The sequence below is a fragment of the Mesorhizobium quangtriensis genome (assembly GCF_040081925.1).
Taxonomy (GTDB): Bacteria; Pseudomonadota; Alphaproteobacteria; order Rhizobiales; family Rhizobiaceae; genus Mesorhizobium_K; species Mesorhizobium_K quangtriensis.
Genome location: NZ_JBEBMF010000002.1, coordinates 974,951 through 994,725, shown reverse-complemented (window position 1 = coordinate 994,725; position 19,775 = coordinate 974,951). Strand labels below are relative to the sequence as shown.

Here is a 19,775-nt window from a genome sequence, read left to right as displayed (position 1 = left end):
GTCTTGTGTCGGCGTTCGCTGCCGCAAGTATAAGGGAGGAATGCATCATGAAGGCGCTTTTGGGCGGCGTAATCGCCGCCGCTGCAATGACTATGCTCAGCACAACCGCGATGGCCGAGCCTGAAATCGTCAGTGGCCCGGCCGGCAATCCCGAATGTTTCGTGCCGTGGAGGCAGGATACCAAGTTCTTCAAATTCCCGAAGAAGGAAGGTCCGTATCGTATCGCGTTGGCAAACGGATATATCGCCAACACCTGGCGCATCCAGATGATCCAGACGGCCAAGGCCTATGCGGCGCAGCCCGACGTGGCGGCGAAGCTGAAGGAGTTCAAGGTCGTCTCCACCGGCGAGGATGTTCCGGCGCAAATCTCGGCGATCAACAACTTCATCGATTCCGGATATGACGCGATCGTCGTCAACGCGCAGAACCCGACCGCCTTCGCGCCTGTCATCAAGCGCGCCAAGGATGCGGGCGTCGTGCTCGTGGCATTCGACAACATTCTCGACACCCAGGACGCCATCAACGTCAACGTCGACCAAAAGGGCCTCGGCGAACTCTGGGGCGACTGGCTGATCGAGCATCTGCCTGATGGCGGCAAAATCCTGGAGGTGCGCGGCGTCGCCGGCACGTCGGTCGACACCGACCGTCACAACGGCATCCACGAGCGCTTCGCCGCCAGCGGCAAGAACTGGGAAGTGGTCGAAGTACTGGGCAAGTGGGATGACCCGACCGCCCAGAAAGCGACGGCGGACGCGATCGCCGTACACAAGAAATTTGACGGCATCACCGTGCAGGGCGGATCCACCGGCACCATTCAGGCGGTGATCGACGCCAATCACCCATTCGTGCCAGTAGGAGGCGAGACGGAAAACGGCTTCCGCAAGTTCTGCGCGAAGTTCGCCGGAGAAGGGCTGAAGTGCACCTCGGCTGGTTCCGGACCCGCGCAGGTCGCAGTCGCCATCAAGACGGCGATCGCCGCGCTTGAAGGCGAAGTGCTCCCGCAGACTGTGAAGCTGCCGCTGGCGATCGTCTCCGATCCGGACTTCAAGGAAGGCGTCGACTTCTTCCCGAACGAATCCGACAATTTCTTCGTCGGCAATTCCTTCCCCACCTGCGGTATCAACTTCACGGCCCAGGAGATCATGGGTCAGTCGAAGGAAAACCAGTAGTCTGTCGATATCGACCGGCGCCGCAAACCATCGTGGCGCCGGTCGCCTTGTCGGATCGGGGAGGTTTCATGGACACGGCTTCGGAGGAGACGCCGCTCCTGCAGATGGAGGGCATCTCCAAACGCTATGGCGGCGTGCGTGCTTTGGAAGATGCGGACCTCGTCGTCCATGCCGGCCGCATCCATGCGATCCTCGGCGAGAACGGCGCCGGCAAATCCACGCTCATCAAGGTCATGTCGGGCGTCGTCGCGCCGGATCAGGGACGCATTGTCCTTGACGGTCGCGAGGTCACTTTCGACTCGCCTGCCGCCGCCAACCGGGCCGGAGTGGTCTGTATTTTCCAGGAGCTGTCGCTGATCCCGGAACTCAGCGTCGCCGACAACATCGTCATTTCCGATCCGCCGAAGAAGTTCGGCATGATCGACCGCAAGGCGCAGCGCAGGATCGCTGAGGAGGCGCTTGCACGCGCTGGCGCCTCGGACATCCACCCTTCGGCGCTGGTCAAGGACCTGCCGCTGTCACGACGTCAGATGGTCGAGATCGCCAAGGCGCTGGCGCGTAAGCCGCGCATCCTGATCCTCGACGAAGCGACCTCGGCGTTGACCGCAGCCGACGTGTCCAAGGTGTTCGACGTCCTTAAGCGTTTGCGCGAGGAAGGTCTGGCGCTGCTCTACATCTCGCACCGCATGCACGAGATCGCCGAGCTTGCCGACGACTGCACGGTCTTCCGCAACGGGCGCAAGATCGCGACCTACAAGGCGGGGACCAAGTCCGACACCGAAGTCATCGAACTGATGATCGGCCGTGAATACCAAAACGTGTTCCCGCCGAAGTCGGCGGCAAACAGCACGGCCAAGCCCATCCTCGAGTGCCGGGGACTTACCTGGACCGACCGGCTGACCGACATCAGTTTTGCGGTGCGGCCGGGCGAGGTGATCGGCCTTGGAGGGCTCGACGGCCAAGGGCAGCGGGAATTGCTGCTGGCGCTCTTCGGCGTGTTGCGTGGCTGCAGCGGCGAGGTCGTCATCGACGGCAAGCCGGTCAGGCTCGGAAGTCCCGCGCAGGCGAGTTCAGGCGAGATCGGCATGGCGCTGATCCCCGAGGACCGCAAGACCGAAGGCCTTATGCTGCCCATGAGCGTTCGCGAGAATCTTGCCTTTTCCGCGATGGACAAGGTGTCGAAGCACGGCATTATCGATCGTGCGGCCGAAGACCGGCTGCTCGACGAGATGGTCAAGCTGCTCGCCATCAAGACCGCCGGACTTGAAGTCCCGGTAGGCGCGTTGTCGGGTGGCAACCAGCAGAAGGTCGTCATCGCGAAGTGGCTGATGCGGCATCCGCGCATCATCCTGCTCAACGATCCGACGCGCGGCATTGATGTCGGCACCAAGCAGGAAATCTACCAGCTGCTGCGCCGTCTCGCCGACGAGGGCGCGGCGATCGTGTTCTATTCGACCGACTATGACGAGCTGATTGGCTGCTGTGATCGCGTGCTCGTGCTCTATGACGGCGCGATCAAGCGGGAACTGGCAGGCGACGAGATCACCGAACACGCGCTGATCGCCAGCGCGCTCAACATCGACGTTGCGCAGGCCGAGAAGATGGCGAGGGCACACCCATGAGCGAATGGCGTTTCTGGTTCGCCGCGCAGAAGGGAACGCTGCTCGCGCTCGGCATCTTCGTTGCGATGTTCATCCTCTACACGTCGAACCACCCGGCCGGTTTCACCGCTAATGTGGTGCAGACAGCTTCCAACAAGGGCGTGCTGCTCGCCTTCGTCGCCATGGCGCAGACGCTGGTCGTCATCACCGCAGGCATCGACCTTTCGGTCGGCATGATCTTTCTGTTGACGAACTGCCTTGCTTCCTGGCTCGTCGTCGGCGGGCCGGTCGAGACGACGCTTGGTGTCATCGCGGTGCTGTTTGTTGGCATTCTCTGCGGAGCGCTGAATGGGGCGATCGTGATCTACGGCCGCCTCCAGCCAATCGTTGCGACGATCGCGACCGGTGCGGTATATTTCGGCATCGCGCTTCTGCTACGACCCTTTCCCGGCGGCTCGGTGAACGAGGATCTTGCCGATGCCCTCACCGGCAGGCTTTTCGGCTTCGTTCCGGCGAGCCTTGTGACGCTGCTTGCGACTGTCCTGATCATCTGGGTGCCGTTCAGCCGCTCGGTCTATGGTCGCGCCGCCTATGCCGCCGGCTCCTCGGAAGTCGCTGCCTACATGTCCGGCGTACCGATCAAGCGCGGCAAGTTCCTCGCCTACACGCTTGCCGGCCTTCTCGCTTCTATCGGCGGTCTCTTCTTGACCTTCTTCACTTACACAGGCGAGGCAGCCTATGCGAGCGGCAATGCCTATACGCTGTTTTCCATCGCAGCCGTGGTGCTCGGCGGCGTCTCCCTTTTCGGCGGGCGCGGCAGTGTCATCGGTGCGATCTTCGGTGCCTTCGCGTTCCGCACCATCGGCGACTTGCTGTTCGTCTTCGATCTTGATCCGCTTTGGCAGCCGCTCTTCCAGGGCGTGGTGCTGCTGCTCGCGGTGAGCCTTGGCGCATTCGCGCTGTTCCGGGTCAAGAACCGTCTGGAGTGGTTCGGATGAGTGACACGGTCACATCAGGCGGAGCAATGAGCCGCATGCCGAAATTACTGCGCAACGCTGATCCGGCAGTCGCGACAGCGTTTGCCTGCATTGTCGCCTTGCTTGTCTTCGGCAGCCTCTATTCGCCGAGCTTCCTGTCGCCGGAATATCTGCTGCAGCAGCTTAAGGTCGCCTCCTTCCTCGGCGTGATCGCGACCGGCATGATGCTCGTCATCCTGCTCGGCCAGATCGACCTGTCCGTGCCGTGGGCGGTCGCTACGGGCGCGATGATGGCGTCAGCGGCGGCGGCCTTCGGTCCGACCGGTGTCGCTCTCGCGATCCCGTTCGGCATTCTATGCGGCGTCCTGATTGGCGTCGTGAACGGCATCGGCGTCGCCTATCTGCGCATTCCCTCGATGATCGTGACGCTTGCGACGAACGCCGTCGCGCAGGGCCTGATGGTCGTCTACACGGGCGGCTTCTCGCCGCAGGATTCGGCAACCGCAGCCATGCGTTATCTGGCTACAGGCTCTCTCATTCCCGGCGTGCCCAACGCAGTCATCGTCTGGGCGCTGATCGGTGCCGCGACGGTCTTCCTGCTCACCCGCACAACCTTCGGCCGCTCTGTCTATGCCATCGGCAACCGCGAGCGTGCGGCCTATCTCTCGGGCGTCGACACGCGGCGCATCGTCCTGATCGCCTTTGCCATTGCCGGCGGGCTCTCGGCGTTCGGCGGCGTGCTGTTGGCCGGCTACGCCTCGAAGGCCGCGCAGTCGATGGGCGATGCCTACCTGCTGCCGGCGATCGCGGCGGTTGTGCTCGGCGGCACGTCCATCCTGGGCGGGCGTGGTTCCTATCTGGGCACCGTCGCAGGCATCATCCTCATCACGCTCCTGCAATCGATCCTGTCAGTCATGCAGATGCCCGAAGCGGGTCGCCAGATCATCTACGGTGTCGTGATCGTTTCCATGCTGCTGCTGTATGGCCGCGCGCCGGCGAGCCGGTGATTTTTGAATGGACCGAGAGGCGAAAAGCATTTCCGGAAATCAGTTACCTATCGTTGTCGTGATGGGGGTCAGCGGTTCGGGCAAGACCGTGATCGGGTCCGGACTGGCCGAGGCGCTTGGGATGGACTTTGCGGAGGGAGACAATTTTCATCCGCCCGCAAACGTAAGCCGCATGTCGGCCGGCATGCCCTTACGGGACGAGGATCGATGGGGCTGGCTCGACGCCATTGCCATCGAGATCGCCAACGCGGAGGCGAAGAGAAGAGGGCTGGTCGTCACCTGTTCGGCCCTGAAGCGCATCTACCGCGACCGGCTGCGGCTGGCGAGCAGACGCCTTCGCTTCGTCTATCTGGAAATCTCCCGGGATGCCGCTGCCGAACGTGTTGCGGCGCGCAAGAACCATTTCATGCCGGCCAGCCTGATCGACAGCCAATTCGCCGACCTGCAGCCGCCGACCGGCGAGGAGCATGTCGTCGTGCTGGATGCATCGAGACCCCCCGCTGAGCTTGTGGCCACGGCGGTGAAGGCTCTTTCCAAAGCGCCAGTCGGCTAGGCTCGGACCTCCTGATCCAGGACATAGCTTGTTAACCCGCTATGCGGCGCCTGCATAAATGCTATGCAAACTCGTCCATTTTATAGGCAGTGAATGACCACTATCTGAGCGTTGCAAACGAGAACAGCCCAAAGACGCTGAGAATAGAGAGAAGAAATCATGAGCCTTATCCGTAACTTCCGTAACTGGCGCCGCTATCGCGATACCGTGAACGAGCTGAGCCGCCTTTCGAACCGCGAACTCAACGACCTGGGCATCACCCGGGCTGAGATTCACTCGATCGCCCGCGGCGGTCGCTAACGACGAGATTTCGGCGGTTCCCTCCCGTCCGCCGAACAGGTCAGCGTTCCTCCTCCCTCCCGAGCGCTGGCCTACCCCTCAAGAACCCGTCAGGTATTCCTGGCGGGTTCTTTTCTTTTCCGGGGTGAACTCCCCTAAATCTGGACGGCAGCGATCTCCGCCTGCAGCGCCGTCATATGCTGCTGTGCTGCCGATTCCGCAGCCCGCTCTATCGCGCGGAAACGGCTGACGATCGCGAGACCGACAGGGGTGAGTTGCGCGCCGCCGCCCTTGCGCCCCCCCGTTTGCGCGGAAACCACCGGCTTGCCGAACAGCCGGTTCATTTCCTCGACCAGATCCCAGGCACGCTTGTAGGACATGTCCATGTTGCGCGCGGCGGCCGATATCGAGCCGAAAGCCGCGATCTGTTCCAGAAGTTCGATCTTGCCCGGTCCGATTCGGCCCTCGGGATCGAGGTTTATCCTCAGGCTCAGCGATGGCATCGTTCGTGCTCCGGTCGCTCTGTGGCTGCGTCGTCTGGCCATCCTATTCGACCTTTTCGTTGATTGTCTTGTCCTGCGGCTGCGGGTGTCCCGCCGCGACGCTCGCCGTGTTCGCACGGTCGAAGGTGACCGACTTGATGATCGCGAAGACCGGCAAGCCCGGTCGCAGTCCAAGCGCCTCGGAGGATTGCCTGGTGATGCGGGCTGCGATGTGCTGGCCGTTGCAGTCGATCAGCACGTCCGCGAAGGGGTCCGCGCCCGTGCGAATGCTGGCGATGGTTCCAGGCAGGATGTTCAGGGCGCTGAGTCCTGTTGGCCGCTCCGCGGCGACGATCACGTCGCGCGCGCGGATTCGCACCCGCGCCGCCGTGCCGGGCTCGGCGTCCAGTCCAGTGACCTGTATTTCGCCGGCTGAGGACACAAGAGTTGTCATCCCGAACGCGTCGTCGCGACCCGACACGCGCATGTCGAGCACAACGCCGCCTTCACCGCGCTCATCCGCCGGCAGCAGGTCCAGCCGCCTGAGAACATCCGACGCCTGTCCAGCGACCACAACCTTGCCGCTGTCGAGGACGACCATATCGGTTGCCAGCCGCGCCACTTCGCCCAGCGAATGGCTGACATAGACGATCGGGATTTTCGTCTCGTCACGCAGGCGTTCGATATAAGGCATGATCTCCGCCTTGCGGTTGTCGTCGAGCGAGGCCAGCGGCTCGTCCATGAGGATAAGCCGTGGGCTGGCCATGAGCGCGCGTCCGATCGCGATGCGTTGTTTTTCTCCACCTGAGAGCGAACCAGGCTTGCGGTCCAGCAGGTGGCCGATACCCAGCAGCGCGACAACGCCATCCAGATCGCCGTACCGTTCGGTGGTCGGAGCGAAAAAGCGGCCATATAGGAGGTTCTGCGAAACCGTCATGTGAGGGAAGAGCCGCGCGTCCTGAAAGACGTAGCCGATGCGCCGCTTGTGCTTCGGGACGAAAATCCCGGCTTTCGTATCGACCAGCACGCGGCTGTCGGCAACGATCCTGCCTTCGTCGGGACGAAGCAATCCGCCTAGCAGATTGACCAGCGATGTCTTGCCGGAGCCGGATGGCCCGAAAAGCGCGGTCAATCGGCCGTTGCTCTCGATGGCGACGTCGAGCCTGAAGTCGCCGAGGCGATGGCGGAGGGCGACCGACAGGCTCATTCGATCTCTATCCGCCTGCTGATCCGACGCGCCACCACCTCGGAGGCGACTAGCGCCGCCATGGCGATGATGATGGATATGATGGTGAGGCGTAGCGCGCCGGCGTTCCCGCCGGGAACCTGCGTGAAGGTGTAGATGGCGGACGGCAGCGTCTGCGTCTCGCCTGGGATGTTGGAGACGAAGGTGATCGTCGCGCCGAATTCGCCCATCGCCTTGGCGAAAGCGAGGATCATGCCCGCTACGATGCCGGGCAGGATGAGCGGCAGCGTGATCGTCCCGAAGACCCAGAGCGGGTTTGCGCCGAGCGTGCCGGCAGCGGCTTCCAGTTTGCGGTCGACCGCCTCGATCGACAGGCGGATGGCGCGAACCATCAGCGGAAAAGCCATGATGCCGCAGGCCAGCGCCGCGCCAGTCCAGCGAAACGAAAAGACGATGCCGAAATGCTGGTCGAGGAAGGCGCCGACCGGGCCGCGTCGCCCGAAGGTGATGAGAAGCAGGTAGCCGGTCACCACCGGAGGCAGGATCAGGGGCAGGTGGACGATCCCGTTAAGGATGGACTTGCCCCAGAACCGGCCCCGCGCCAGCAGAAGCGCGATAATGATGCCCGGCGGCAGGCTGAAAACCATCGCCACCGCCGAGACCTTTATGGACAGCCGGACCGCATCCCACTCGTCCGGAGTGAGGTCCAGCAGCCACTGCATCGATTGCATTCTCCAGTAAGTTTCCTAGTTCGAGGCGACCGGAGCTAGAACCGTGAAACCCTGCGCCTCGAACAAGTCTTTTGCTTTGGCCGTCTGCAGGCATTTCAGGAACGCCGGGGTCTCCGCATCCTTCGAATCAGCCGTCTGGGCGACAGGATAGATGATCGGCGGGTGCGTGCCTTCCGGGAAGGTGCCGATGATCTTGACCTTCGGGTCGGCCGCGGCATCCGTCTTGTAGACGATGCCGAGAGGGGCTTCGCCGGTCGAGACCAGCGCAAGTGCGGCGCGGACGTTCTCGGCCTGCGCGACATTGCCTTCGACGGACGACCAGACGCCCAGCGCTTCCAGCGATGCTTTTCCGTATTTGCCGGCCGGCACGGATTCGACGTTCGCCATGGCGAGCTTGCCGCCACCGAGCGCGCCGGCGAGGTCGAAGTTAGGCCCGATCTCGAGCGAGGCCGCCGAATCCGCCGGCGCGATCAGCACGATGCTGTTGCCGAGCAGCTTGGTTTCGGTATCTGCCTTGATGAGGCTCTTGTCGGAGAGGTATTTCATCCAGTCGAGGTCTGCCGACATGAAGATGTCCGCAGGCGCGCCTTCCTCGATCTGCTTCGCGAGCGCGGAGCTTGCCGCGTAGGAGATCGTGGCCTGTTCGCCGACTTCGGCCTCGCAGGCGGCGTTGACCGCGTCGAGCGCATTCTTGAGGCTGGCCGCTGCAAAGACCGTGACCTTCTCCTGCGCCAGTGCGCCGGAGCCTCCCGCGAGAAGCAATGCGGCAAAGCCCGCAGCCATTATCGTTGCAATTCCGGTCCGTTGATTACGCATAAAATTCTCCCGTATCGATTTGCGCATGACGACAGCGATATATCCAAATGAATATAACCGTGAAAGGCCATTCGAAGTCAAACGACGAAACGGTATCGATTTTCGTCGCCACCCGTACGCTGCGGACAGATTCTTTCGGCTATAGCGCGTCAGGTCATCCGCGGTCGGAGCAGATCGACACAAACGCGTCGGTTTGCGCGAAAAATGCCGGCCGCACCTTGTCGAACTTGCTCGAGTCGACGACCAGATGGGATTGGACGGAGCGCGCCATCGCCGCCTGCTTCACCGGAACTTCGTGGAAATGGGAACAGGTGACGCCGCGCTGCTCGTCGACACCGCCTGCCGAGATGAAGGCCTTGTTGATGCTGAGGCGCTGGAGTTCCTGCAAGGCGACGTCGCCGGAGAACGAAGCCGCTTCAGGGTGAAACAAGCCGCCAAGCAGGATCAGCCGCGTGTTCTGGCGGCGACTGAGGATGTCCGCGATGTTGAGCGAATAGCAGACAGCGGTCAGGCGCAGGTCTTGCGGAATCATCGCCGCGAGATGAGGTGTCGTGGTTCCGCAGTCGATGAAGATCGTGTCGTCGTCTTCGACCAGATTGGCAGCTCTGGCGCAGGCTTTAGCCTTGGCTGCTGCGTGGTGATCGATCTCCTGTTCGAGGACATAGTCGCCGGCGATATCGTTCTGCGCGCCGATGACATGGCCGCCGAGACAGGTGAAGCGACCGCCGGAGTCCAGCACGTCGCGGCGCACGGTCATTTCCGACACGCCGAGTTCTGCGGCCGCCACCTCCAGCTTGAGCGGACTTTGCACGGCAAGCATGACGGCAAGCTTTTCGAGTCTTTCGCTCTTCAGGCTCGTTCTGGACATCGGGTCTCCGGAACCATCTGGTGACGTTGCCGACTGCGGTCACGACACTACATCGGCCTTGACATTCCCTTCGTCCATATGAGACGAATGAAACATAATGTTTGTTATGTTACATTATGTGGCTTGTGCCGGGTAGGTCAAGCGTTTGGAGGACCAGCCATGCAAGGAACGGCAGTCGCCCTGGCCCAGCCGGAGGCTTTGCGAAATTCGCATCGAAACGCAGGTATCCCACTTCGTCCGGATGCCTTCGAGTCGATCCAGGTCAATCTGAGCGCAGTCGAACGACGGGCGGCGACCCTGCCGACACGTCGGACCGTAAAGAAGGAATATCAGGCTGCCTGGCTGGTGAAGGCCCTGACCTGCATCGATCTGACGACGCTTGCGGGCGACGACACGCCGGGTCGGGTGCAGCGTCTCTGCGCCAAGGCGAAACGGCCCTTGAGCGACGCGTTGCTCAAGGGGCTCGGTCTGGAGGACGCGCCGCCGACGGTCGGCGCTGTTTGCGTCTACCCAACGATGGTGCCCGCCGCGGTGAAGGCATTGAAGGGCTCCGGCATACCGGTGGCGTCCGTCGCTACGGGCTTTCCCACCGGACTAACGCCGCTGCCGCAGCGGCTCGAAGAGATAAAGTACGCGGTCGGCGAGGGGGCGGGAGAGATCGACATCGTCATCAACCGCGCATTGGTTTTCGATCAGGAATGGCAGGCGCTCTACGACGAAGTCACGGCGATGCGGGAAGCCTGCGGCGAAGCGCATCTCAAGGTCATCCTCGCGACCGGCGACCTGAAGACGCTGCGCAATGTCTACAAGGCCTCGATGGTGTCGATGCAGGCCGGCGCCGACTTCATCAAGACCTCGACGGGCAAGGAAGACGTCAACGCGACGTTGCCGGTCAGTCTCGTCATGCTCCGTGCGCTGCGCGACTATGGCGAGGAAACGGGTTACCGCGTCGGCTTCAAGCCGGCCGGCGGGCTGAAGACGGCCAAGGACGCGATGAACTGGCTGATTCTGATGAAGGAGGAACTCGGTCGTCCGTGGCTGGAGCCGGACCTCTTTCGCATCGGCGCGAGTTCGATGCTTGCCGACATCGAGCGCCAGCTCGAGCATTTCGTGACCGGCCGCTATTCGGCCACCTACCGTCATCCGATGGCCTGAGGAACGCAGCATGGTTCACGTCAAGGACGTCCTGAAGAGCATGGATTACGGCCCGGCACCCGAAGGCAACGAGCATGTCGTCGCCTGGCTGGAGGCGCACAAGGCTGGCTTCGGCCATTTCATCGGCGGCAAGTTTACCGATCCTGCCGCGGGCAAGAGCTTTAAGGTTACCAATCCCGCCGACGGAAAGCCGCTCGCCCGCGTTGCGCTGGGTACGACCGAAGATGTCGATAATGCGGTCGCGGCGGCAGCGCGCGCCTTCAAGAGCTGGTCGAAGCTCTCAGGCCACGAGCGCGCGAAATATCTCTACGCCATCGCCCGCAACATCCAGAAGCGGGACCGTTTCCTCGCCGTCCTTGAGACGATGGACAACGGCAAGCCGATCCGCGAGACGCGCGACATCGACATCCCGCTGGTGGCGCGTCACTTCTACCATCACGCCGGCTGGGCCGAGCTGCTGGAAAGCGAGTTTCCCGGATATCGACCGGTTGGCGTCTGCGGTCAGGTCATCCCCTGGAACTTTCCGCTGCTCATGCTCGCCTGGAAGATCGCGCCGGCGCTCGCGGCGGGAAACACCGTGGTGCTGAAGCCGGCCGAGCAGACGCCGCTGACCGCGCTTGCCTTCGCCGAAATCTGCCGCGAGGTCGGCTTGCCCGCCGGTGTCGTCAACATCGTGACGGGTGAAGGTGATACAGGCGCCGCTCTCGTCGCGCATGAAAGCGTCGCCAAGATCGCCTTCACGGGCTCGACGGACGTTGGCAAGATCATCCGCACTGCCACCGCAGGATCGGACAAGAAGCTCTCGCTGGAACTGGGCGGCAAGTCGCCTTTCATCGTTTTCGACGACGCCGATCTCGACAGCGCCGTCGAGGGGCTGGTCGATGCGATCTGGTTCAATCAGGGCGAAGTCTGCTGCGCGGGTTCGCGCCTGCTCGTTCAGGAAGGCATCGCCGAGAAGCTTTACGCCAAGGTGCGTGCCCGCATGGAGACATTGCGCGTCGGTTCACCGCTCGACAAGTCGACCGACATCGGCGCTGTCGTCTCGGCCGAACAGCTCGAGCGGATCACGTCGCTGGTGGCTACCGGCAAGAAAGAGGGCGCGGAGGTCTTCCAGCCATCCATTTCAATTCCCGGCACCGGCACCTTCTTTGCCCCGACGCTGATGACCGGTGTCGAGCCCGCTTCAACCGTGGCGGTCGTCGAGATTTTCGGGCCGGTGTTGGTGGCCATGACCTTCCGCACGCCAGACGAGGCGGTAGCGCTCGCCAACAACACGCGCTTCGGTCTTGCTGCTTCGATCTGGTCGGAAAACATCAACCGCAGCCTCGATGTCGCGTCACGGATCAAGGCCGGTGTCATCTGGATCAACGCGACCAATCTTTTCGACGCGGCCGCGGGCTTCGGCGGGTATCGCGAGAGCGGCTATGGCCGCGAAGGCGGCCGCGAAGGGCTGTTCGAGTATCTCGTGGCCGGTGAGGCGAAGCCGAAGGGCAAGGATAGTGCGAAGGCGACGCTCGTTGCCGCGCCTGCGGCCGACGCGCAGATCGTTGCCACAGACGAGGTGGATCGGACCGCAAAGCTCTACATTGGCGGCAAGCAAGCGAGGCCCGACAGCGGCTACAGCTATGCCGTGTCGAATGCAGCGGGAAAGCAGATAGGGCTCGCCGGCCTCGGCAACCGCAAGGACATCCGCAACGCGGTCGAGGCCGCGACGAAAGCCGAAAGCTGGGGTGCCGCCACGGCCCACAACCGCGCGCAGATTCTGTATTACCTTGCCGAGAATCTGTCGGCTCGAGCGGGGGAATTCGAGGAAAGACTGCGCGTGATGACAGGTGCATCGAAGCGTGCTGCGACTGATGAGGTCGCAGCTGCGATCCGGCGTACCTTCTTCTACGCGGGGTTCGCCGACAAGCATGACGGCGCCGTGCATTCGACAAAGTCGCGTCACGTGACGCTCGCGATGAACGAGCCATACGGCATCATGGGCGTGCTGTGTCCCGACGACGCACCGTTGCTGGGCTTCGTTTCGCTTGTCATGCCCGCTCTCGCAACCGGCAACCGGGTCATAGCGGTTCCGTCATCGCGTTATCCGCTCGCGGCGACCGATTTCTACCAGATTGTCGACACGAGCGATGTGCCGGCCGGCGTGCTCAGCATCGTCACCGGCAATGCGGCGGAACTGGCAAAGACGCTTGCCGACCATGACGAGGTTTCCGCGCTCTGGAATTTCAATGGTGGCGTCGACGCGGCACTTGTCGACAAGGCGTCCGCGGGCAACCTGAAGCCGGTCTGGAACGGTGCTCGCGACTGGCACGGCGTCGAGGCGCAAGGACGCGAGTTCCTGCGTCGTTCGACACAGGTCAAGAATATTTGGGTGCCCTACGGCGAGTAGCGGAGTTTCCTACGCCCACTCGCCCTGGCGGAAGACCGGTACGCGGCTTCCGTCGGCGCGGATACCGTCGATGTCGATCTGCCCAGAGCCGATCATCCAGTCGATATGGATCAGGCTCTTGTTGCCGCCCTGCGCGGCGATCTGCTCCGGTGTCAGCTTGTCGCCATTGACGAAGCATTTCGAGTAGCACTGGCCGAGCGCGATGTGGCACGACGCGTTCTCGTCGAACAGCGTGTTGAAGAACAGGATGCCGCTCTTCGAAATTGGCGAGGAATGCGGCACCAAAGCGACTTCGCCGAGACGACGTGCGCCTTCGTCGGTGTCCAGCACCTTGTTCAGCACTTCCTCGCCGCGGGAGGCCTTGGCCTCGACGATCCTGCCGGCCTCGAAACGAACGGCAATCTCGTCGATCAGGGTGCCCTGATAGGAGAGAGGCTTGGTGCTTTTGACATGTCCATCGACCCGCAGCGCGTGCGGCGTGGTGAAGACTTCCTCGGTCGGGATATTGGCATTGCAGACGACGCCGTTCTTCGCTGTCGAAGCGCCGCCCTGCCATTCGTGGCCGTCGGCAAGCCCGATGGTGAGGTCCGTTCCGGGTCCCTTGAAGTGAAGGGCCGAGAAGCGCTCGCCATTCAGCCAGTCGGTGCGCTGGCGCAGGGTCTTGTTGTGTTCCGCCCAGGCGGCGATCGGATCGGCGACATCCACCCGCGAAGCCGCGAAGATCGCGTCGGCGAGCTTCTTCACCGCCGTGCTCTCGTCATCGGACGAAAACACCTGTTTCGCCCATGCTGCACCCGGAAAGGCGACGATATTCCAGTTGATGTCGAAACCGACGATCTTCTCAAGTGCCGGCTGGTAGGCGGTCGAATTCGCCTTGTTGGCGCGCGCGACCTTCTGCGGGTCTTCGCCAGCGAGAAGCAGCGGATTGTCGCCTACGATCGCAAGACGCGCCGTGTTGGCCGAGAAAGCTTTCGCCATTCCTTCGTAAAGCCATCCCGCTGCACGATCGAAGCTTGCGTCCGGCGCATTCCGGTAGCGGGCAAGCGTGACCTCTTCGTCGGACAGGAGGGGCGTCACCAGACCCGCGCCTGCCTTGTAGGCGTGTTTGGCGATGCTGCGCACGAGCGGCAGCGCAGCGGTGGGCGCCGTCATGAGCAGATCCTGCCCAGGCTGCAGATTGAGCCCGACGCGAACCGCCACTTCGCCCAGACGATCAAGCTTCGCAGGGTCGATCAAGGATGCGTTCGCGTCGGCGGCGAGGGTCATGGTTCTGGCTCCCTATTTTCTTACGGCCTGATGTATTGATTGCCGACAAATCGACAAGTCATATTCGAGACGTGGCATCGGTATGCAAACCGAAATTTGCATAGTCGTCCGCTCTGCGATCGTCGGGTGACCGTGTTGGCGGCAGCTGCAACATCCGGCTGGACCTTGTGTGAACAGGTGCGATGGCGCAAAAGGGTCGCGAATTTCCGTGACGCTGCAGGGAGGCAGAAGTCAAAATGCGAGCGGCTGTTTACCCCACTGTTGTCTCCGGTCCTCCGCGGGCGAGCGCGATTGTGCGGCCGGGGCGGTTTTCGCTGCCGGCGGGTGTGGAGCGCTACGTCGTGCCGGGGGGCGGGGCGCTGCTGGTCGAGGTCGGCGCGGGCGACCGGGTGACGGTGCTGAACGCGGAAGGCGGACAGGCCTGCGAACTGGTCGCGCTTGGGTCTGACGGGCGCGCCGATCCGGGGGTGCTTGGGGCACGGGGCAACAGCAGTGCCGCCGGCCTGAAGGCGCTTTTGCTGTCCGGCGAGGAAAGCCTCTTGCAGTTTCGCCGCAAGATCGAACGGCGTGGCATCAATCTCGCCGGCGTCGAGGCGATCCGCTTCTTCGATGCGACGACGCCGGCTGGAGCCGAAGAGAGTTTCGTAGTGCTGCGGGACGGCTCGCTGATCGTGGCCGCACCCGGCGGACCGATGTCGCTCGAGGACCAGGACACCGTTACGCCGCTGACGCTGACGATTGCGCGCGCGACGGTGAAGCCGGTGAAGTCCTTCGATCTGCCGGACCCGCTCGCCGATCCGGTGCTCGACCGGCGCGTCAGGTCGATGACGGCCGAGGCCTATTTCGTCAAGGCCGGCGACTACATCCAGATCATCGACGTCGATGGGCGCCAGTGCACCGACTTCCAGTGCTTCTCCGCGCGCAAGCTCGACAAGGGACGCGACCTGCCGCTCGACGTGACGACGACGCGCACGCTGATGGGGTCGAGCTATCCGATGCCGGGCCTGTTCTCGAAGTATTACGACCAGGACATGGAGCCACTGGTCGAGGTGGTGCAGGACACATGCGGCCGCCACGACGCCTTCGCGCTCGCTTGCGCCGCCAAATATTACGACGACATCGGCTATCCCGGCCACCCGAACTGCTCGACCAACTTCAACTCCGTGCTGGCCGAGCATGGGGTGACGCCGCGCGCCGGCTGGATGGCGGCGAACTTCTTCTTCAACACCGCCATCGACGCGCACGGCCTTGTCGTCTCCGACGAGCCGTGGTCGCGGCCGGGCGACTATGTGCTCATGCGTGCGCTAACCGACCTGGTCTGCGTCTCGTCGGCCTGCCCGGACGACACCACGCCGGCCAATGGCTGGAACCTGACCGACATCCATGTCCGTACCTATAGCGGGGCGGAAAAGTTCACTCGAGCGATAGCCAGAAGAATGAGCCCGGACGCCGAACCCGTCATGACCCGAGAGACCGCCTTCCATTCGAGCTTCGCCAAGCACACGCGCGACTTCATCGAGTACAAGGGATACTGGCTGGCCAACTCCTTCGCCAAGGCGGGGCCGATCGAGGAATACTGGGCCTGCCGCGAGAAGGCGGTGGTGATGGACCTGTCGCCGCTCAGGAAGTTCGAGGTGACGGGGCCGGATTCCGAGGCGCTGCTGCAATATGTGCTGACACGGGACGTGAAGAAGCTTTCGGTCGGCCAGGTCGTCTATTCGTCGATGTGCTACGAGCATGGCGGCGTCATCGACGACGGCACGCTTCTGCGGCTCGGCCAGGACAACTTCCGCTGGATCGGCGGCGACGATTTTGGCGGCACCTGGCTGCGCCAGCAGGCGGAGAAGCTCGGCCTGAAGGTGATGGTCCGCTGCTCGACCGACCAGATGCACAACATCGCCGTGCAGGGCCCCAACAGCCGCGATATCCTGAAGGAGATCATCTGGACATCGCCCAAGCAACCGTCGATCACCGAACTCGAATGGTTCCGCTTCGCGGTGGCGCGCGTCGGCGACGCGCAGGGCGTGCCGGTGGTGGTATCGCGCACCGGCTATACCGGCGAACTCGGCTACGAGATCTTCTGCCATCCGCGCGATGCAGAGACAGTGTTCGACGCGGTGTGGGAAGCCGGGCAGTCGCATGGGCTGAAGCCGATGGGCATGGCGGCGCTCGACATGGTGCGCATCGAGGCCGGGCTGGCGTTTGCCGGCCACGAGTTCTCCGACGAGACAGACCCGTTCGAGGCCGGCATCGGCTTCACCGTGCCGCTCAAGACCAAGCCCGACGACTTCATCGGCCGCGACGCTCTCATTCGCCGAAAGGAACACCCGGCGCGCAAGCTCGTCGGGCTGGAGATATCGGGCAACGTCGCTGTCGGTCACGGCGACTGCGTGCATGTCGGGCGGCCGCAGATCGGCGTCGTCACCTCGTCGATGCGCTCTCCGGTTCTCGGCAAGAACATCGCGCTCGCCCGGGTCGATATCGCACACTCCGACATCGGCACCGAAGTCGAGATCGGCAAGCTCGACGGCCACCAGAAACGCCTGCCCGCAAAGATCGTCGCCTTCCCCCACTTCGACCCGCAGAAGACCAGGCCGAGATCGTAGGCGGCCCAGCGTTCCGATCGCGCCACATCCGGGACACCCGGCTGGCGGGCGGATCGGATTTATCGATTGCTGCTTATTTGCCGGGAAAAATCGAAGATTTCGGCATTGAATGCGCCCTGTCGGCGAGACTCCGGCAGGCTGTGGTGGGGACTGGATGGTAGCGGAGGAGGGATTTGAACCCCCGACCCCAGGATTATGATTCCCGTGCTCTAACCAACTGAGCTACTCCGCCAATCCGGCAGCACGGAAACAGCAGGGCTGTTCCAAGCGACCCTCAAGGTGACGCGGATATACGTTTCGTGTGGCAAGGCTGTCAAGCTGCCAACGCTGGAGGGGCCCAGTTTCCGGGCGAAGTTTGCCCTTACCTGGCATTTGGCCGCATGCCTTGAGTTCGCGGGGCGGCGCCGTTATGTGTCCGTCACAATTTCCTGAGTTGGCAAGTGATGAATCCGCGCATTGCAGTCCTTGGTTGCGGCTATTGGGGCTCGAACCACATCCGTACGCTCAAAGGTCTTGGCGCGCTCCATGCTGTGGCCGATGCGAACCGCGCGCGCGCCGAAGGCTTTGCCAGCGAGAATGAGTGCCTGGCGCTCGATCCCGAGGCGCTTTTCGCGCGGGACGACGTGGACGCCATCGTCATGGCGTTGCCGCCGCAATTCCATGCGGAGACGGCTATTCGCGCGGTCGAGGCCGGCAAGGATGTTCTGGTGGAAAAGCCCATCGCGCTGACTGTCACCGATGGCGAGCGCGCCGTGGCGGCGGCCAAGGCCAATGCGCGCATCTTCATGGTCGGCCATGTGCTGCGTTTCCATCCCGCCTTCGAGAAGCTGAAGGAACTGATCGACGCGGGGGAACTCGGCGACGTCAAATACATCCATTCGCACAGGCTTGGCCTCGGCAAGTTCCACACCGAGAACGATGCGCTGTGGGACCTGGCGCCGCACGACCTGTCGATGATCCTCGCCATCACCGGCGAGCCGCCTGCGGAGGTGCGCGGCGAGGGGGCCGCCCTGCTCGACCATCTTTCCGATTTCGCGCACGTCCATATGCGTTTCCCCAGCGGCATCAGGAGTCACCTGTTCGCTTCGCGTCTGAACCCCTATCGCGAGCGCCGCCTGACGGTTGTCGGCACCAAGGCCATGGCGGTGATGGACGATGTCGAACCGTGGGAAAGGAAGCTCGCGGTGTACCGGCATGCCGTCTGGCAGGACAGCGGCCAGTGGGCGTTCACTGCAAACGACCCCACCTATGTCGAGGTTGCCGCAGGAATGCCCCTGACGCGCGAACTCGAGCATTTCATCGACTGTATCAGGACGCGGGAAGCGCCGCGCACCGGCGGCGGGGAGGCGATCACGGTGCTTCGCATCCTGACGGCCGGCACCGTCGTGCACGTCTGAGATGGCAGCCCTTATTCGGCAGGGACGCTTGCGGATTCCCCGGCAAGGCGTGACAGCATGGCCTCGGCCTCGCGGCCGCGCTGCGAGCGGTCGATGAAGCCGCCGCCGAAGACACGCGCTTCGTTGCCTTCGTCGCTGTAGAGGACGCACGCCTGGCCGCGGGCGATGCCGGACTCGCCTTCGCCGAGTTCGACCCAGACGGACGATGCGTCGCGTCGCAGGACGGCGGGGCGGGGCGGGCGCGTCGAGCGCACCTTGGCAAAAAGCTCGATGCCCTCGTCGGGAATCTCTGAAAGCGGCGCGTCGCCAAGCCAGTTCACGTCGCGCAGGAATACGCGACGCGTCTCGAGTGCCTCGCGCGGTCCGACGATGACGCGGGCGCGCTCCGCATCGATATGGACGACGTAGAGCGGCTCGCCGGACGCAATGCCGATGCCGCGGCGCTGACCGATGGTGTAGTGCAGGATGCCGTCATGCCTGCCCAGCACTCGGCCGTCGATGTGTACGATGTCACCGGGATTGGCGGCTGTCGGTCGCAGTTTTGCGATGATGTCCGAATACTTGCCCTGCGGGACGAAGCAGATGTCCTGGCTGTCCGCCTTGGTGGCTACGGTCAGGCCCATCTCTTCGGCGATGGCGCGGACGGCGGGCTTCGGCATGTCGCCCAGCGGAAAACGCAGGTAGTCGATCTGCGCCTGTGTCGTGGCGAAAAGGAAATAGCTCTGGTCGCGATCGGCATCCACCGGGCGGTAAAGCGCGCGGTGCGCACCATTGGAACGGCTGCGGATGTAGTGGCCAGTGGCGAGCGCATCGGCGCCCAGTTCGCGGGCCGTGGCAAGCAAGTCGGCGAACTTGACCGTCTGGTTGCAGGAGACGCAAGGGATGGGCGTTTCGCCCGCGACATAGCTCGCGGCAAACGGGTCTATCACCGCCTCGCGAAAACGCTGCTCATAGTTGAGCACATAGTGGGGAATGCCTAGCGTCTCGGCGACGCGGCGTGCGTCGTCGATGTCCTGTCCTGCGCAGCAGGAACCGGCGCGATGCACCGCGGCGCCGTGATCGTAAAGCTGCAGCGTCATGCCGACGACGTCATAGCCTTCGCGCTTCAGCAGACCGGCGACGACCGACGAATCGACGCCGCCCGACATGGCGACGACGACGCGGGTGTCTTCCGGCCTTCCGGGAAGGTCGAGGCTGTTCATTACATTGCAGTCCGTTGCGTGGTGGCAAAGGCCATTGTCGAAAGCAGAATATAGGTCAAGGCCCGGGGTTATGCCAACGCGCCTCGCC

Annotated in this window: 17 protein-coding genes and 1 tRNA gene; 10 read left to right on the top strand and 8 right to left on the bottom strand. The window is 63.2% G+C overall.

Going from position 1 to position 19,775, the window contains the following annotated elements; translation table 11 throughout:
* Positions 1 to 44 precede the first annotated feature (44 nt).
* From ABMA32_RS13340 to ABMA32_RS13315, 6 genes are all read left to right on the top strand, one after another.
* On the top strand, positions 45 to 1,169 hold the full coding sequence (locus tag ABMA32_RS13340) for a sugar ABC transporter substrate-binding protein (RefSeq protein WP_349014741.1): 1,125 nt from the start codon (positions 45 to 47) through the stop codon (positions 1,167 to 1,169).
* 68 nt (positions 1,170 to 1,237) lie between these two features.
* Positions 1,238 to 2,791 (top strand): sugar ABC transporter ATP-binding protein, encoded by a 1,554-nt coding sequence (locus ABMA32_RS13335; RefSeq protein WP_349014235.1) that lies wholly within the window; start codon positions 1,238 to 1,240, stop codon positions 2,789 to 2,791.
* A complete protein-coding gene (locus ABMA32_RS13330) occupies positions 2,788 to 3,768 on the top strand; it encodes an ABC transporter permease (RefSeq protein WP_349014234.1) in 981 nt (326 codons plus the stop codon). The genes ABMA32_RS13335 and ABMA32_RS13330 overlap by 4 nt, the downstream gene beginning before the upstream one ends.
* Positions 3,765 to 4,754 (top strand): ABC transporter permease, encoded by a 990-nt coding sequence (locus ABMA32_RS13325; protein WP_349014233.1) that lies wholly within the window; start codon positions 3,765 to 3,767, stop codon positions 4,752 to 4,754. Before ABMA32_RS13330 ends, ABMA32_RS13325 begins: the two co-directional genes overlap by 4 nt.
* Positions 4,755 to 4,761: 7 nt before the next feature.
* Positions 4,762 to 5,307, top strand: a complete 546-nt coding sequence (locus tag ABMA32_RS13320) for a gluconokinase (RefSeq protein ID WP_349014232.1) — start codon at positions 4,762 to 4,764, stop codon at positions 5,305 to 5,307.
* 159 nt (positions 5,308 to 5,466) lie between these two features.
* Complete coding sequence (locus ABMA32_RS13315) at positions 5,467 to 5,607, top strand: DUF1127 domain-containing protein (RefSeq protein WP_292765817.1); 141 nt, start codon at positions 5,467 to 5,469, stop codon at positions 5,605 to 5,607.
* A 134-nt stretch (positions 5,608 to 5,741) separates the two neighbouring features.
* Here the strand turns inward: ABMA32_RS13315 and ABMA32_RS13310 are convergent, their stop codons facing one another.
* From ABMA32_RS13310 to ABMA32_RS13290, 5 genes are all read right to left on the bottom strand, one after another.
* Positions 5,742 to 6,089: a winged helix-turn-helix domain-containing protein gene (locus ABMA32_RS13310; protein ID WP_349014231.1), complete on the bottom strand. Its 348-nt coding sequence runs from the start codon at positions 6,087 to 6,089 to the stop codon at positions 5,742 to 5,744.
* A gap of 43 nt (positions 6,090 to 6,132) precedes the next feature.
* Positions 6,133 to 7,275, bottom strand: coding sequence for a molybdenum ABC transporter ATP-binding protein (modC, locus tag ABMA32_RS13305; RefSeq protein ID WP_349014230.1), 1,143 nt, complete (start codon positions 7,273 to 7,275; stop codon positions 6,133 to 6,135).
* Complete coding sequence (modB, locus tag ABMA32_RS13300) at positions 7,272 to 7,976, bottom strand: molybdate ABC transporter permease subunit (RefSeq protein WP_349014740.1); 705 nt, start codon at positions 7,974 to 7,976, stop codon at positions 7,272 to 7,274. The genes modC and modB overlap by 4 nt, the downstream gene beginning before the upstream one ends.
* 24 nt (positions 7,977 to 8,000) lie before the next feature.
* Positions 8,001 to 8,768 carry a molybdate ABC transporter substrate-binding protein gene (modA, locus tag ABMA32_RS13295; protein ID WP_349014229.1) on the bottom strand — a complete coding sequence of 256 codons (768 nt, stop codon included), beginning with the start codon at positions 8,766 to 8,768 and terminating at the stop codon, positions 8,001 to 8,003.
* Between the two features lie 187 nt (positions 8,769 to 8,955).
* Complete coding sequence (locus ABMA32_RS13290) at positions 8,956 to 9,669, bottom strand: DeoR family transcriptional regulator (protein WP_349014228.1); 714 nt, start codon at positions 9,667 to 9,669, stop codon at positions 8,956 to 8,958.
* Between the two features lie 159 nt (positions 9,670 to 9,828).
* On the opposite strand from ABMA32_RS13290, the gene deoC reads away from it, so the two are divergent.
* Entirely contained in the window at positions 9,829 to 10,824 is a 996-nt protein-coding gene (gene deoC, locus ABMA32_RS13285; RefSeq protein WP_349014227.1) for a deoxyribose-phosphate aldolase, read from the top strand.
* Between the two features lie 10 nt (positions 10,825 to 10,834).
* Positions 10,835 to 13,216, top strand: a complete 2,382-nt coding sequence (locus tag ABMA32_RS13280; protein WP_349014226.1) for an aldehyde dehydrogenase family protein — start codon at positions 10,835 to 10,837, stop codon at positions 13,214 to 13,216.
* A gap of 9 nt (positions 13,217 to 13,225) precedes the next feature.
* Here the strand turns inward: ABMA32_RS13280 and ABMA32_RS13275 are convergent, their stop codons facing one another.
* Positions 13,226 to 14,482 (bottom strand): aminopeptidase, encoded by a 1,257-nt coding sequence (locus tag ABMA32_RS13275; protein ID WP_349014225.1) that lies wholly within the window; start codon positions 14,480 to 14,482, stop codon positions 13,226 to 13,228.
* 236 nt (positions 14,483 to 14,718) lie between these two features.
* Between ABMA32_RS13275 and ABMA32_RS13270 the strand changes: the two genes are divergently transcribed.
* Positions 14,719 to 17,088 (top strand): trimethylamine N-oxide demethylase, encoded by a 2,370-nt coding sequence (locus tag ABMA32_RS13270; RefSeq protein WP_349014224.1) that lies wholly within the window; start codon positions 14,719 to 14,721, stop codon positions 17,086 to 17,088.
* 155 nt (positions 17,089 to 17,243) lie between these two features.
* Here the strand turns inward: ABMA32_RS13270 and ABMA32_RS13265 are convergent.
* A tRNA-Met gene (locus ABMA32_RS13265) sits at positions 17,244 to 17,320 on the bottom strand.
* 211 nt (positions 17,321 to 17,531) lie between these two features.
* Here ABMA32_RS13265 and ABMA32_RS13260 point away from each other — a divergent pair.
* A complete protein-coding gene (locus ABMA32_RS13260; protein WP_349014223.1) occupies positions 17,532 to 18,485 on the top strand; it encodes a Gfo/Idh/MocA family protein in 954 nt (317 codons plus the stop codon).
* Between the two features lie 11 nt (positions 18,486 to 18,496).
* On the opposite strand, the gene mnmA is transcribed toward ABMA32_RS13260, so the two are convergent.
* Positions 18,497 to 19,687 carry a tRNA 2-thiouridine(34) synthase MnmA gene (mnmA, locus tag ABMA32_RS13255; RefSeq protein ID WP_349014222.1) on the bottom strand — a complete coding sequence of 397 codons (1,191 nt, stop codon included), beginning with the start codon at positions 19,685 to 19,687 and terminating at the stop codon, positions 18,497 to 18,499.
* Between the last annotated feature and the right edge of the window lie 88 nt (positions 19,688 to 19,775).

Coding starts and splice junctions, on each gene's coding strand:
- mnmA (WP_349014222.1), bottom strand. CDS start 19,687: ATGAACAGCCTCGACCTTCCCGGAAGGCCGGAAGACACCCGCGTCGTC.
- ABMA32_RS13280 (WP_349014226.1), top strand. CDS start 10,835: ATGGTTCACGTCAAGGACGTCCTGAAGAGCATGGATTACGGCCCGGCA.
- ABMA32_RS13260 (WP_349014223.1), top strand. CDS start 17,532: ATGAATCCGCGCATTGCAGTCCTTGGTTGCGGCTATTGGGGCTCGAAC.
- modA (WP_349014229.1), bottom strand. CDS start 8,768: ATGGCTGCGGGCTTTGCCGCATTGCTTCTCGCGGGAGGCTCCGGCGCA.
- ABMA32_RS13275 (WP_349014225.1), bottom strand. CDS start 14,482: ATGACCCTCGCCGCCGACGCGAACGCATCCTTGATCGACCCTGCGAAG.
- ABMA32_RS13270 (WP_349014224.1), top strand. CDS start 14,719: ATGCGAGCGGCTGTTTACCCCACTGTTGTCTCCGGTCCTCCGCGGGCG.
- ABMA32_RS13315 (WP_292765817.1), top strand. CDS start 5,467: ATGAGCCTTATCCGTAACTTCCGTAACTGGCGCCGCTATCGCGATACC.
- modC (WP_349014230.1), bottom strand. CDS start 7,275: ATGAGCCTGTCGGTCGCCCTCCGCCATCGCCTCGGCGACTTCAGGCTC.
- ABMA32_RS13325 (WP_349014233.1), top strand. CDS start 3,765: ATGAGTGACACGGTCACATCAGGCGGAGCAATGAGCCGCATGCCGAAA.
- ABMA32_RS13290 (WP_349014228.1), bottom strand. CDS start 9,669: ATGTCCAGAACGAGCCTGAAGAGCGAAAGACTCGAAAAGCTTGCCGTC.
- ABMA32_RS13335 (WP_349014235.1), top strand. CDS start 1,238: ATGGACACGGCTTCGGAGGAGACGCCGCTCCTGCAGATGGAGGGCATC.
- deoC (WP_349014227.1), top strand. CDS start 9,829: ATGCAAGGAACGGCAGTCGCCCTGGCCCAGCCGGAGGCTTTGCGAAAT.
- modB (WP_349014740.1), bottom strand. CDS start 7,976: ATGCAGTGGCTGCTGGACCTCACTCCGGACGAGTGGGATGCGGTCCGG.
- ABMA32_RS13310 (WP_349014231.1), bottom strand. CDS start 6,089: ATGCCATCGCTGAGCCTGAGGATAAACCTCGATCCCGAGGGCCGAATC.
- ABMA32_RS13330 (WP_349014234.1), top strand. CDS start 2,788: ATGAGCGAATGGCGTTTCTGGTTCGCCGCGCAGAAGGGAACGCTGCTC.
- ABMA32_RS13320 (WP_349014232.1), top strand. CDS start 4,762: ATGGACCGAGAGGCGAAAAGCATTTCCGGAAATCAGTTACCTATCGTT.